We start from the raw sequence: 14254 nt of genomic DNA on the forward strand, positions 1-14254 counted from the left end.
AGAGGTAACTCAGAGCCAGCGCGCCGATCCGTAGCGTGGATTTCTCCTGGTCAGCCCGCTAAGCGGCTTTCTGTGAAGTTGCTGGCAATTGCATCACGGACAGGTAACGAGCGCTCGTGACCACCTGCATCGTTTACGCAGAGCAATGTTGGCGCTCGGTCGGACATCCTTCCTGCTCGGCCGTGATCTTCCCAGTTGGATCCAAGTCCGCGACGCTCGCGCACAGGTGTTCGAGAAAAGTGGTATGCCACCTTCCGTAATCATTGACCGAATATGCCTGTTTGTGGCGAGATACGGGTGTTTTGCTCCGAGGATCTTTAGATCCTCCTTATCCGCGGCCTCCTGGGCTGCGGAGATGTGGAGTGCGCTCGTGTCCTTATCGTCCCTGTCATCGAAACGACCTGCATCAGGCCGACGTGGCCACCACCCGCGCTTACGCAAGCTGACCAGCGCGACCGCGGCCTCCGCGCTGGTGATCTCGCTGGCTGCGGCCCCACCCGCCGCCGCGCAGAGCACCACCCCGGTTCCGGGTGAGCCGAATCTGATCTCCCGGGCGGCCGGCTGGCTGGCCGGCACAGTGTCGGGCTGGTTCGCCGAGGATCCCAAGGGTGAGATGCGGCCGGCGGCCGGCCCGGTCACGCTGCCCGGACGCGACGGTGAGGTGTCCGTGAAGCAGGCCGAGCCTGCGCCGCCGGGCAAGCGCGTCAAGGAGAAGAGCGGTCAGCGGTGGCGGTTCGGCACCGTGTACGAGCTGGAGGACGGCCGCTCGCAGGCGGAGATCTCGACCCGGCCGGTGTATTTCCAGGACCCGTCCGGGGCCTGGCAGCCGATCGACACCAGCATCGGCGCGGCCGAGGGCGACGGGTTCGCGCACGGCAACGACAAGACAGGCTTTCAGAGCCGTTTCGGTGACAAGAGCGACAAGCTGGCGCGGATCGGACTGGGCAAGCAGCAGGTCACCTTCGGCGTTGCAGGCGCGGCGCGGCAGATCACTCCGCAGGTCAACGGCTCGACCGTCACCTATCCGGGCCTGTGGGAGGGTGCCGATCTGGTCTACACGCTCACCGCCTCGGGCGTGAGCGAGCATCTCAAGCTGACCAGGCCGCCCGCGCCGGGGACGAGTTTCGCCTTCACCGTCAAGACCGGCGGCGACCTGCAGGCCACCCAGAACGGCGACGGCTCGATCTCCTTCGCCGGCGCCGATGGCAAGCGGGTCTTTACGATCCCGCGCCCTTTCATGATCGACAGCCAGGCGGATGCCGCCTCCCCGTACGGCAAGCGCACCGGCGCCATCACCCAGGAACTGGTCCAGGGCCAGGGCGGCGAGGTGGCGATCACGCTGAAGCCGGACACGGCCTGGCTGGCCGCGCCGGAGCGCGCCTGGCCGGTGCTGATCGACCCCACCCTGAAGATCAACGACTGGGCGATCGACGTCTACGACACCTACGTCAGCAACGCCGCGGCGACCACCAATTTCGCCGACTCCTGGAAGCTTCCGGTGGGCAAGACCTCGGCGGGGCTGAACCGGGCGCTGCTGTTCTTCGGCGCCCCGGGTGCGAAGATCCTGCCCATCGGCACCCGGATCGACCAGGCCCGTCTGGAGATGTACTTCGACCAGGCGCTGGGTGAGAGCGCGGCGGTGACGCTGGCCGCGCACGAGATCACCGACGATTCCTGGACGTGGGACCCGCTCGGCACCACGTGGAACCACCAGCCGAGTTTCGCCGCCACCGCCGCCTCGACCGTGACCCGGGCGCCGGGTGAGCTGTCACGCTGGCACTCCTTCGACGTGACCGCGATGGTCAACGGCTGGTACTCCAGCATCGAGGCGCCGATGGCCGGCATTTTGGTCAAGGCGGCCAACGAGGCGAAGACCGCCCCGGTGGGCGGGGTCGCCTACCAGGCGATGGACGACTTCGGCCCGGCCGACCCGCTGACCGTCGACCCGGTCGCGCATCCGCGGCTGCTGGTGACGTTCGGCAAGCCGTCGGTGCGGCTGGAGCAGCCGACGCTGGCCACCTCGGTGGGCGCCTCCCTGTCGTGGAGCGCCTACCAAGATCCCACCCCCGGTGACGCCTCTGATGATCTGGTGGAGTACCGGCTGCGCCACGAGTGCCCGTCGGCGTGTGACCGCAGCTCCAACACCAGTGGCGGCGACTACGACAGTCTGGTGGTGACGCTGCCGCCGCAGGTGACCTCCTACGTCGACACCAGCAGCGGCGCCGAGCCCGACGCCGCCGCCGACCCCGCCTACAGCCACCGCGCCGACTACTGGGTGGAGGCGGTGCTGAAGAACGGGCAGGTGGTGCCGTCGCAGAAGGTGCGGGTGTTCCTGCCCAAGCCCGGCTACGTCACCAAGACCCTGTACGCCGGCACCGACACCACCCTGGCCTCGGGCGAGCCGGGCACCGGGCACGACGTGCTGGCCGGCCAGAAGCGGCTGCAGATCGGCAACACCGCCACCGCCCTGGCCAACACCCGCGCGGTGCTCACGTTCGACGACTACGCCGCCCAGATCCCGGCCGACGCGCAGATCAGCCAGGCCCGGCTGTCGCTGTGGCAGGCCACCGCCACCGGCAGCGGCGCCTCCTTCACCGCCCACAAGCTCACCCGCGCCTTCGACGAGAACGCCACCTGGGCCAGCCCGTGGACCACGCCCGGCGGCGACTTCGAGGCCACGGCGCTGGACACCGTCACCGGGCTGACCGACACCGCTGGCTGGCGGCCATGGACGGTCACCGACGCCGCCAAGTCCTGGACCGCCACCCCGGCCGCCAACCACGGCCTGCTGATCAAGGTCGCCAACGAGGCCGGCACGGCCAAGCAGTCGGCCCAGTTCCTGGCCGGCGAGACCAGCGAGCCGCTGCTGCGCCCGAAGCTGGCCGTCACCTACGCCGACACCACCACGCCGTCCTCGTTCTATGCTCCCGGCACCCCCGAGCGGCTGGACGCAGGCGCGAGCGCCGACATCTCGGTCATGGTGCAGAACACCACCACCGAATCCTGGCCCGCGGCCTCGACCAAGCTGTCGTATCACTGGAAGCTGCCCGACGGCACCGACATCTCCACCGCCGACAGCCAGCTCAAGACCGCCCTCCCCTACGACCTGGCGCCGGGTGCCGCCGTCACCGTGACCGCCAAGGTCAGGGCCCCTGCGACCACGAGCAACCTGGCCGAGGGCGCGGTGCTGGTGTGGGACGTGCAGGACACCGTCACCAACAACTGGAAGTCGGCCACCCATCATCTGCCGGAGCTGCCGCAGCAGATCCGCATCGACTCCCCCACCTCGGACCTGCTGGGGCTGGAGAAGTTCTACGCCTACACCGGCAAGAACACCGGCGCCGGCGCGAGCGCGCTGGTCAACCCGTACGCGGGCAACGTGGTGTGGGGCTACAACGCCTTCTCCAACCCCTCCCGCGGCGCGCAGACGTTCGTCCGGATGACCTACAACAGCCTCGACACCTCAACGGCCTCCCTCGGCTACGGCTGGAGCCTGCAGACCTCGACGCTGCCCAAGCTGGGCTCGCAGCTGCAGTTCCACCCGCCCGGCCAAAGATGGCCCACCCAGGTCAGGTTGACCGACGGCGACGGCACCACCCACGTATGGACGCTCGACACCCACGGCAACACCAACTGCCTGCCCAACACCTGCGACTACAAGCACCCCCGCGGCGTGCACCTGTACCTGCAGCGCGTGCCGGAATCCGCGGCCGCACCCGACCGCTACTCACGCGACCCGGCCCGCCAGTGGGTGTTCACCAAGCCCGACCGCACCCAGTTCTTCTTCGACGACGAAGGCTTCCAGTCCGCGATCGTCGACAAGAACGGCAACACCATGTCGTTCACCTACGAACGGCGTAAGTCCAACAACAAGCCGACCAAGTTCCTGCAGTACATCACCGACGCCACCGGCCGTAAGACGCTGAGCCTGGACTACTACGAAAAGGGCCAGGACTACACCTACATCGATGACGAGACCTGGCAGCCGGTTCAGGACACCAAGCTGACCAACCCGCACATCATCGACAACGTCGAGCAGATCACCGACATCGCCGGCCGCAGGCTCACCTTCGCCTACACCGGCAAGGGCCTGATGGCCCGCATGATCGACGGCGCCGGGGACGAGCAGGCCAAAACCTTCGCCTTCCGCTACGACGCCACCCAGGGCAACAAGAACGTCAAACTGGTCAAGGTCACCGACCCGCGCGGCAACGACACCGACCTGAAGTACTACGAGGCACCGGTCGACCCCAAGGACCTGTGGAAGGCCCAGACCCTGACCGACCGGCTCGACGGCGTCACCACCTTCGACTACGTGGACCCCGACGGACCGCAGGGCGGCGTGATCAACGCCACGGTCACCGACCCGCTCACCCACGCCACCAAGTATGAGCTGGACGCCTACGGCCGGCCGCACCTCATCACCAACGCCAAGAACGAGACCACCCGCCTGGAATGGGACCCCGACCACAACGTCACCGACCTGTTCGAGGCCAACCAGGCGCACACCACCTGGACCTACGACGACAAGACCGGCTACCCGCGGACGATCAAGGACGCCGAGGCCAACCAGAACGGCACCAACCCGACCACGCTGACCTACCAGGCCGGCCTGAACGGCTACACCGCCGACCTGACCGAGAAGACCAGCCCCGAAGGCCGCACGTGGCAGTTCACCTACGACGCCAACGGCAACCTCAAGACGGTCACCGACCCGCTCGGCGTCCAAACCGCCACAGCCGGTGACTACACCACGAAGTACGACTACGACGGCAACGGCCTGCTGATCAAGGTCACGGACGCCAACGGCAACCCCACCAGCTACGGCGACTACGACCCCTCCGGCTACCCCAAGACCATCACCGACGCGTACGGCGTCGAGACGCCCACGCAGGGCGACCACACCACCTCATTCGACTACGACGTACGCGGCAACGTCCTGTCGGTCACCGACGCGCTGGGCAAGAAGACCACCCAGACCTACGACATCTTCAAACGCCCCCTGGAGTCCAAGGTCCCCAAGGACCAGGACACAGGCGTCTTCATCACCACCCCGGCCCCCGTCTACGACCGCAACGACAACATCACCAAGTCCACCGCCCCCAACGGCGCGGTGGCCACCGCGGCCTACGACGCGGCCGACCAGCTGATCGAATCGGTGCTGCCCAAGGACTCCGACACCGGCCCGCAGCGCAAGGCCACCTTCGCCTGGGACCTGGCCGGCAACCTGAAGACCCAGACCGAGCCCAAGGGCAACCTGCCCGGCGCGAACCCGGCCGAGTTCACCACCACCTACCTCTACAACCAGATCTACCAGCTCACCGACGTACTCAACGCCGACCAGCACAAGATCACCTACACCTACGACAACGTCGGCAACACCACCACGGTCATCGACCCGCGCAAGAACGCCACCCCGGACACCGGCGACTACACCGCGACCTACACCTACGACCTCAACCACCAGGTCAAGACCACCAAGGACGCGGCCGGACACCAGACCAAGACCGACTACGACCTGGACGGCCTCGTCATCGGCCAGACCGACCAGGAGAACAACAAGACGATCACCACGTACGACAAGCGCGGCGACGTGATCGAGACCAAGGTCCCGCACGCCGACACCGGCGGCACGATCAAGTACGTCACCACCCGCTTCGAGTACGACCAGGCCGGCAACCAGACCAAGACGATCACGCCCCGGGGCGTGGAGACCGCCGACGACGACACCGACTTCCTCGCCGAGACCCGCTACGACAAGCTGAACCGGCCGGTCGAGGAGATCTACCCCTTCGACAAGGACGACCCGGTCTACAACAAGCCGGACAGCGTTCTCTACACCTACGACGCCGTCTCCCAGCTGAAGGAGATCTCCCTTCCGCCCTCGCACGGGCAGACCATCCGCAATGTCTCGAAGATGACCTACTGGGACAACGGCTGGTCCAGGACCACCACCGACCCGTGGGACATCAAGACCACCTACGACTACAACAAGCTGGGCCTGCAGACCAACCGCACCGTCACCAGCGCGGGCGGCTCCTCCCAGCGGGCGATGGACTGGGACTACTACCCCGACGGCAAACTCAAGACCCACTCCGACGACGGCGTCCCGCTCGGCCTGGACGTGGTCCTGGAGGACAACTCCGACACCGGCCAGACAGTGGCGACCGGCACCTGGACGGCCACCTCGGGCGGCACCTCCTCCTCCAGCATCATCGGCCCCCGGCTGGCGACGACGGCAACCGACGGGTTCGTCGGCTACGACTACGCCACCGCCCCCGCCGGCACCGGCCAGTCATCCTTCACCTGGAACCTGGCCACCCCGGCCGCGGGCACCTACAAGGTCGCCGTGCAATACCCGGCCGGCGCCACCGCCACCAACGCCAAATACACCGTCAAGCACGACGGCGGCACCGCCGTGGTGGTCGTGGACCAGACCAAGAACCCCGGCACCTGGGTCGAGCTCGGCAGCTACACCTTCACCGCCGGCACCACCCACAGCGTCACCCTCACCGACGAAGCCAACGGCACCGTCGTGGCGGACGCGGTCAAGCTGGTCCGCGACACCGCCGGCACCAGCGACACCGAGAAGAAGGACTTCGCCTACACCTACGACGCCAACGCCAACCTGACCCGGATCGACGACAACTCACCCACCGCCAAGATCGACCTGTGGGACATCTCCTACACCAACCTCAACCAGATCCAGCAGATCCAGGAAAAGCTCGACGGCGCCCTGAAGAACACCACGACCTACGCCTACAACGAGAACAGCGCCGTCACCGTCCGCACCCACGACAAGACGGTGGCCACCTACGGCTACGACGTACGCGACCTGGTCAACCAGGTCGTCAACAAGAAGTCCGCCACCGACCCGTCGCCCAAGACGACCACCTACACCTACACCCCGCGCGGCGAACGCCTGACCGAGACCAAGGCCAACGGCAACACCGTCACCTACGACTACTTCCTGTCCGGCGTCCTGCGCCACTCGATCGAGAAGAAGCCCAACGCCACGATCGTGGCCGAGCACACCCTCGGCTACCAGAGCAACCTGCATCGCGCCAGCGACCACGCCAAGATCCAGAACGCCGACAACCACGGCGCCTACCTCGAACACGACTACGCCTACACCTACGACCCCCGCGACCGCATCGCCAAGACCGTCAAGACCCCGGTCGCCGGCGGCACCGCGCAGACCGAGACCTACTCCCACGACCCCAACAGCAACGTGTGGGAGGAGGAGGTCCTCGGCAAGAAGACCACCTTCACCTACGACCGCAACCGCCTGATGACCTCGGTCACCGGCGGAGCCACCGCTACCTACACCTACGACCCCTACGGCCGCCTGCGCACCGTCCAGGGCGGCGGCAAGACCTGGGAGAAGTACACCTACGACGGCTTCGACCACGTCATCCAGCACGAGAAACTCGGCGCCGACGGCACCACCAACACCGTCACCAAGTACACCTACGACCCGCTCGACCGCACCACCACCAAGACCGAGAAGGAAGGCACCGCAAACGCCAGGACCACCACCTACTCCTACCTCGGCCTGTCCGGCGAGGTCCTGGACGAGGAGGTGGCCGGCAAACTCACCAAGTCCTTCCAGTACAGCCCGTGGGGCGAGCGCCTGTCCCAGGTGAAGGTCAACGCCGACAGCACGGAAGAGAACTCCTACTACGGCTACAACCCGCACACCGACGTCGAACAGATCACGTCCGACGCGGGCGACACCCGGGCCACCTACGGCTACACCGCCTACGGCAAGAACGACGACAAGCTTTTCACCGGCGTCGACAAGCCCGACCCCGTGGACCCCACCGCCAAGGAGGAGTACAACCCCTACCGCTTCAACGCCAAGCGCTGGGACAACTCCACCGGCATGTACGACATGGGGTTCCGCGACTACAACCCGGGCCTCAACCGCTTCCTCAACCTCGACAGCTACGACGGCGCCCTGGCGGACCTGGCACTCGGCCTCGACCCCTGGACCGCCAACCGATACGCCTTCGCAGGCGGGAACCCGATCACCGGCATCGAGCTCGACGGACACGACCCGTACGGCTGCTCACCCACCTCACCGGACTGCGTGAGCAAGAACAACGCCATCGCCCGTAAGGAGGCCGGGCTTCCGCCCCGGGACCGAAGCGGCAACGGAGGCACCTACGAGGCCAGGCCAAGCCTGCTGCTTTCACCGATGAAGCCGGTCAATCCGCCTACCCGAACGGCCCCGAAGGCGCCGACCCAGACCGCGCCCAAGGGCTTCTGGGGGAGACTCGGCGGCGTACTGGGCCTGTTGCTCATGCTGTGCGGCGACTCCGCACAGACCGACTGCTCGGACGAGCCCGAACGGCAACCCCAGCCCCTGCCCAGCCCGAGCAGCTCCAACAGCACGAGCATCCAGCAGGACGACAGCAAGGAACAGGTGGCGCCGGACACGAACGTGTTGATCGACGCCTACGATCGGCATCTGGAGGCCGCGGTCGACGCCGCCATCGGGGATCGCGGTGTGGTCATCCTCGGTCCCGTCAGGGATGAGTTCCTGGACACCGATGACGCACAGGAACTCGCCGCGCGGAAGAATTGGCTGAAACAGTTCATGGATAAGCACCAGGGAGTTTACGGTGGCGGCGCATCGGTGTCGGCGGTAAAGTCCCTGCAGGCCGAGAACGCGTGGGAGCTGGACAAGTGGAGATCGGCTGCACCTCCTATCCTCAAGGACAAGGACGCACGCGTCCTCGCCGCGGCGATGGCCCACAACCGGATAAAGATCCTCACGAGCGACAAGAAGTTCGCGAACTGGCTGACCTGGATCGCTTATCCGCACGAGCTTCTCTCATTACGTTAGTGCCAGCTGGAAACAGACAGGCGAGACAAGACAGGCCACGAGAAATATGCCGGCATTCAACAGGCTGAGACTCCCTGAGCCGTTCGTCTGCCCGAACTGCCACCAGGGCTACGAGCAGATCCTTCAGTTCACCTACGGCTACGCCTGGCAGTTCGACTACGAAATCGGCGACACGGTCAACTGGCGAAAGGAGCCACGCGCGGACGAAGGCGTTCCGGGAGCTGGGCGGGTATATGTGGAAGCCATCCTCGAAAGGGCATGCCCCCACTGCGGCCACGATGTGCCGTGGCCCCGCTCGGCCTTCGAGATCGAGCTGAGAAAGGATGTGATCGTCGCCGCTCGCCCAGGAATCCACCATGTGACGCACACGAGACAGGATCGATGGGTGGTGGCGGAGCCGTGAGGTGAGCGCATCGCGGTGACGTCCTGGAGGGCCGGGCACCCGTCCGGCCCTCCATGCGCGTCCTCGGCGCGTCAACGCGTACGGCGCGGGCGTTGCCCGGCGCACACCCGCGTACCCGGCACGAACCGGCCGGGCTCCCTGAGCCGGGGCAGGCCGCGCGGCTGACGCCGAGCCGATCAGCAATCTGCTGGACGGTGTAGCGCCGCTCACCGTCCGATCCCTGCATGTGCAGCCGTGGGCCAGGACCATGCCGCTCCTTCGAGGACTCGCCGCGGGCAGCCGTAGCGCCCTCCGCCGGCGTGGACGATCGATCAGCCGGCCCGGTCGGGCGGGCGGACGCGCAGCGCGATGTAGCGGGGGTCGGCGATGGCCTGCCGCGCGTAGGCCAGCGCGTGGCGGTAGGCGGCGTTGCCCGTCCAGTCGGCGACCTCGCTGATCCGCAGGTCAGGCGTGCCGGCCGAGTCGCGGGCCCGCCGGATCCTGGCCGCCATCTGGCGGATGTCGTCGCGGGCCTTGCGGTAGGCGTCCTGCTCCGGCCGGCCCCGGGCCAGGTAGGTCGCCGCGGTCATCTCCGCATCGGAGACCAGCACGTGTACGTCCCCGACGTTTCGGACGGCCCAGGCGAACGTCGCCGCCAGGCGAGCGGCGGAGAAGTAGGAGTTGCCCGGGCTGACCAGCAACACGATGTGCTCACACCTGGCCAGGATCGCGGCGCTCGCGGCGTTGCACGGTCCAACCTCGACCAGCGCCTGTCCTGCGATGTCCACCCTGCCACCCCCTACGAGCACCTACCCACGTGGGTGCTGACCGCGAGCAGGGGGCTACCTCTTCTTCTCGCAGTTGTAGACCTTGGGCGGGTCCTTGGGAACGAAGGTGCACGTGTCGACGCCCTCGCCGCCGTCCACCTCGGAGTGGGCGTCGTTCGACAATCCTGACTGCGTGCCCGTGCCCCTGGCGGCGGTGATGGAGTCATTGCCGTTGCCACCGTGGATCTTGGCGCCGTTCGCGTTGCCCGAGCCTCCCCTGCTGGTGGTGCTGTTGCCGCCGGTGGCCTTGATGGTGTCGGCGCCGTCGCCGCCGAGAAGTCTTCCTCTGGACCAGTTGCCGTCGCCTCCGTAGCCGCTGTGGAGAGGATCGGTGCGACCGGTGGCGGCGTCGCCGCCGATGGCGGTGATCTGATCGGCGCCTGGGCCTCCCTCGACCCTGTTCACGTTTGCCGGCCCGCCTCTTGAGCTGCCACCTGCGGAGCCGCCCTTGCCGCCGGTCAAGGTGATGATGTCGTTGTCGGAACCGCCGGTGATGGTGCCGGCGTTGCCGTACCCGCCGTCGTGGGATCCGCCTTCGCCGCCGGTGGCCTTGATGGTGTCGGCGCCGTCGCCGCCGTTGACGGTGCCGTGATTGCCGGGGGCGCCGTGGGCGGTGATCGTGTCGTTGCCGGCCAGGGCGTTGATGGTGGTGTTCTGGGGGACGCCGCCGGGGCAGGTGATGGTGTCGTCTCCGGCGGTGCCGGTGATGACCTGGCCGGTGACTTTGCTGCCGTTGACGGTGCAGGCGCTGGGGTCGGCCTGTGCCGCGGGCAGCAGGCGGAATGGGATGGTGTCGGTGGCCGGCACCACGGCCAGAGGCAGTGCGAGCAGGCGTGCGGCGCGGCGGTGGGCTCGGGGGACGGTCGGGGGCATGTGCAGCTCCGATGGCTGAAGGCGTTCGCGCCGCAAGCAGCGGGGAGCGGATCGGGACCTGGCTCACGGTGCGGCGCTCACGTGGTCGTCGCCCGGGCCGTTGTCACCGCCGGTGGGGTGACGGCGCCAGGCACGGAGGGGGTCAGCCTTTGACGCCGGTGAGCAGGACGCCCCTGACGATCCAGCGCTGGGCGAGCAGGAAGAGCGCGACCAGCGGCAGGATGGCCACCAGCGCCCCGGCGAACAGCGCCGGCAGGTTCACGGCCTGCTGGTTGAGGTTGGTGGACAGCGCGACCTGGACCGTCCAGTACTCCGGGTCCTGCCCGATGACCAGCGGCCACAGGAACGCGTTCCAGTGCTCGATGAACGACAGGATGCCGAGCGAGGCGAACAGCGCGCCCGAGTTCGGCAGCGCCAGCCGGGCGTACAGGCCGAGGTGGCCGAGGCCGTCCACCCGGCCCGCGTCCTCCAGCTCGCGCGGGAAGCGCAGGTAGAAGCCGCGGAACAGCAGCACGGCGAACGCGCTGAACAGGCCGGGCGCGATCAGCCCCCACAACGTGTTGACCCCGCCCATCGAGCCGACCACGACGAACGTCGGGATGAACGTGGCCGCGCCCGGCACCATCATCGTGGCGATGATGAAGAAGAACACCGGCCGCGCGGCCGCCACCGGGACACGGGCCAGCGCGTAGCCCGCCATCGAGGCCAGCAGCGTGCTCACCGGCGCGGAGATCGACGAGATCAGCGCCGAGTTGCCGAGGGCGTGCGCCAGCGGCACGGCCTCGTTGCCGAAGGCGTCGGCGAACCCCTGGAACGTCACCGTCTCCGGCCACCAGTGCCACTCCAGCGACCCCAGCTCGCGCCGCGTCATGAGCGCGTTGCGCAGCAGCAGGTAGAACGGCAGCAGGAACGGCACCGCGAACACGGCCACCGCCGCGTACGTGCCCAGCCGCAGCCTCCTCATCGCGCCTCCTCCTCGTCGCCGCGGCCGAAGCCGGCGAAGCGGCCCTGCAGCAGCGTGAACGCCACGATCAGCACGGTGACCAGGAACGCCCCCGCCGACCCGGCGCCGTAGTTCTGCTCGCCGAGCGCGGTCTGGAACAGGTAGATCAGCGGCGTGCGGCCGTCCGCGCCGCCGAGCCCGGACAGGTTGGAGGCCAGGATGTTGTAGAACTCGTCGAACGCCTGGAACGCGTTGATGATCAGCAGCAGCGTGACCGCCACCGACGTGTTGCGCAGCATCGGCCAGGTGATGTGCCGGAACAGCGTCCACTCCGAGTGGGCGCCGTCCACCCGCGCGGCCTCGTAGAGCTGGGCGGGCACCTGCTGGATGCCGGCCAGGAACAGGATCATGTAGAAGCCGGTCTGCAGCCACAGTCGTACGGTGACCAGCACCACCCAGTACAGCGGCGGGTCCACGGTGGCCACCCAGCCGATCGCGTCCTCGTGCCCCACCAGGTACGCCAGGCTGTTGGCCACCCCCGACGGCGTGCCGCTGAACAGGCTCATCTTCCACACCAGCGCGCCCACCACGTACGACACGGCCGCCGGCACGAAGAAGGTGGTGCGGAACAGCGCCCGCCCCCGCCGCAGCCGGTTGACCAGCACCGCGAGGCCCAGCGCCAGCCCGAACGTCACCGGCACGATGAACAGCGTGAACAGCAGGATCGTCACCAGCGACCGGGTGAAGGCCGGGTCCGACAGCAGCCGCCGGTAGTTCTCCAGCCCGTTCCAGGCGCCCAGGCTGATCGTGCCGCGGGCGTCGTTGAAGCTGAGCAGCAGCCCCCAGCCGATGGCGACGTACTTGAACAGGAACAGCCCGGCCACCATCGGCAGCGTGAGCAGGATGAACGCGCGCCAGGCGGGCCCGCGGGCGGCGGCCCGCCGCCGGCGGCGGGCGCGGACCGTGGCGGGGGCGGCCGTGCTCGTCATAGCACGGGCACCTGGTCGAGGATGTCCTGCGAGCGCTTGGCGGCCTCGGCCAGCGTCTTCTCCGGGTCGGCGCCCTTCTTGACGATCGCGGTGACGGCGTCGGTGTAGGGCTGGCGCACCTCGGCGGTCCACAACGCCGGCTGTTTGACGCCGTGCGCGGCGACGGCGTCCATGACGGTCTTGGCGGGGCCGCTGGTCAGCTTGTCGGCCTTGGCGGCGGCGCTGGTCCTCGGCGGGACGTGGAAGCCGTAGGCGAGGCTCCAGTCGGTCTGCGCGGCGGTGTTCTCCACCCACAGCCAGCGCACGTACTTCTTGGCCGCGTCCAGGTTGCGGCTCTTGCCGTTGACGACCTGCACCCAGCCGCCCATGTTGACCACGGCGCGCCCGCCGGGGCCGTACGGTGGCAGCGCGAAGGCGTCGAAGTCGTCGCCGAGGGCGTCGGTCAGGCCCGGCACCGCCCACAGGCCCACCCACTGCATGGCCGCCGCGCCGTTGATCAGCGCTCCCGGGTCCCACCAGTCGGTCGAGTAGCCCTGCAGGGTGGTCTTGGCGTCGTAGAGCTGCTTGAGCCCGGCCAGCGCCTCGACCACCTTCGGGTCGTTGTAGATGATCTTGCGGTCGTCGATCAGCAGGTTGCCGTTCGACCAGGGCAGCATCGTGTTGAGCGGGCCGACGCCGTCGTTGCCGGCGAACAGGCCCTTCTGCTTGCCGGCCGTCAGCTTCTTCGCCGCCGCGAGCAGCTCGGGGAAGCTCGCCGGCACCGCCACCCCGGCCTTCTGGAACAGCGACTTGCGGTAGAACAGCAACATCGGGTCGATGATCATGGGCACCGCGTAGGCCCGGCCGCCCCACGTGTACGGGGCCAGCACCTTCGGGTCGAAGTCGGGCTTCTCCGCGCCCAGCACGTCGTCCAGCGGGGTCACCTGGCCGGCCTTCACCATGTTCGGGCTGACGTCGTTGACCTCGTACACGTCGGGGCCGTCGGCGGTCAGCACGGCGGCGGTCCACTTGGTGGCGTAGTCGCCGGGGATCCACGAGACCTTGACCGCGGTGTCGGGGTTGGCCTTGGTGAAGTCGGCCGCGTACCGCATCGCCGCCTGCTGGGTGCCCTGCTCGCCGTACTCGTGGTACCAGTGGCTGAGGGTGATCTTGGGAGCGCCCCCGGAGGCGGACGACGGCCTGGTCCTGGCGAGGGGATCGCCGCCGCAGGCCGAGACGGCGGCGCCGGCGACGAAGAGCACGGATCCCTTGAGCAGTCCGCGGCGCGTGAGTGGTCTGTCCATCGGGGCCACCTCTCTGGGGGGAAGGATCGGGGCCGATGTCAGGTAACCGGTTACTTCAGACGTCGTGAGCCGGACGGTAGACGCGATCGTCCAGAGGAGTCAATGT

Annotated in this window: 7 protein-coding genes; 2 read left to right on the forward strand and 5 right to left on the reverse strand. The window is 68.0% G+C overall.

What is annotated here, in order from left to right:
* Positions 1-472: 472 nt before the first annotated feature.
* Both MF672_RS32975 and MF672_RS32980 read left to right on the forward strand, forming a co-directional pair.
* Complete coding sequence (locus MF672_RS32975; protein ID WP_242378624.1) at positions 473-8851, forward strand: DNRLRE domain-containing protein; 8379 nt, start codon at positions 473-475, stop codon at positions 8849-8851.
* Between the two features lie 46 nt (positions 8852-8897).
* A complete protein-coding gene (locus MF672_RS32980; protein ID WP_242378625.1) occupies positions 8898-9254 on the forward strand; it encodes a hypothetical protein in 357 nt (118 codons plus the stop codon).
* Between the two features lie 311 nt (positions 9255-9565).
* On the opposite strand, the gene MF672_RS32985 is transcribed toward MF672_RS32980, so the two are convergent.
* The 5 genes from MF672_RS32985 to MF672_RS33005 all read right to left on the reverse strand — a co-directional run bounded on the left by MF672_RS32985 (position 9566) and on the right by MF672_RS33005 (position 14148).
* Positions 9566-10021, reverse strand: a complete 456-nt coding sequence (locus MF672_RS32985) for a tRNA-dependent cyclodipeptide synthase (protein ID WP_242378626.1) — start codon at positions 10019-10021, stop codon at positions 9566-9568.
* A 54-nt stretch (positions 10022-10075) separates the two neighbouring features.
* Positions 10076-10933, reverse strand: coding sequence for a hypothetical protein (locus tag MF672_RS32990; RefSeq protein ID WP_242378628.1), 858 nt, complete (start codon positions 10931-10933; stop codon positions 10076-10078).
* A 142-nt stretch (positions 10934-11075) separates the two neighbouring features.
* Positions 11076-11897: a carbohydrate ABC transporter permease gene (locus MF672_RS32995; RefSeq protein WP_242378630.1), complete on the reverse strand. Its 822-nt coding sequence runs from the start codon at positions 11895-11897 to the stop codon at positions 11076-11078.
* The gene (locus MF672_RS33000; protein ID WP_242378632.1) at positions 11894-12865 is read right to left on the reverse strand and encodes a carbohydrate ABC transporter permease; all 972 of its coding nucleotides are present in this window, start codon (positions 12863-12865) and stop codon (positions 11894-11896) included. Before MF672_RS33000 ends, MF672_RS32995 begins: the two co-directional genes overlap by 4 nt.
* Positions 12862-14148 (reverse strand): ABC transporter substrate-binding protein, encoded by a 1287-nt coding sequence (locus MF672_RS33005; protein WP_242378634.1) that lies wholly within the window; start codon positions 14146-14148, stop codon positions 12862-12864. The genes MF672_RS33000 and MF672_RS33005 overlap by 4 nt, the downstream gene beginning before the upstream one ends.
* Positions 14149-14254 lie beyond the last annotated feature (106 nt).

This window comes from Actinomadura luzonensis, assembly GCF_022664455.2.
Taxonomy (GTDB): Bacteria; Actinomycetota; Actinomycetes; order Streptosporangiales; family Streptosporangiaceae; genus Nonomuraea; species Nonomuraea luzonensis.

Excerpts from the sequence above, each read along its gene's own strand:
- MF672_RS33005 (WP_242378634.1), bottom strand. The coding sequence starts at position 14,148 with ATGGACAGACCACTCACGCGCCGCGGACTGCTCAAGGGATCCGTGCTC.
- MF672_RS32980 (WP_242378625.1), top strand. The coding sequence starts at position 8,898 with ATGCCGGCATTCAACAGGCTGAGACTCCCTGAGCCGTTCGTCTGCCCG.
- MF672_RS32990 (WP_242378628.1), bottom strand. The coding sequence starts at position 10,933 with ATGCCCCCGACCGTCCCCCGAGCCCACCGCCGCGCCGCACGCCTGCTC.
- MF672_RS32995 (WP_242378630.1), bottom strand. The coding sequence starts at position 11,897 with ATGAGGAGGCTGCGGCTGGGCACGTACGCGGCGGTGGCCGTGTTCGCG.
- MF672_RS33000 (WP_242378632.1), bottom strand. The coding sequence starts at position 12,865 with ATGACGAGCACGGCCGCCCCCGCCACGGTCCGCGCCCGCCGCCGGCGG.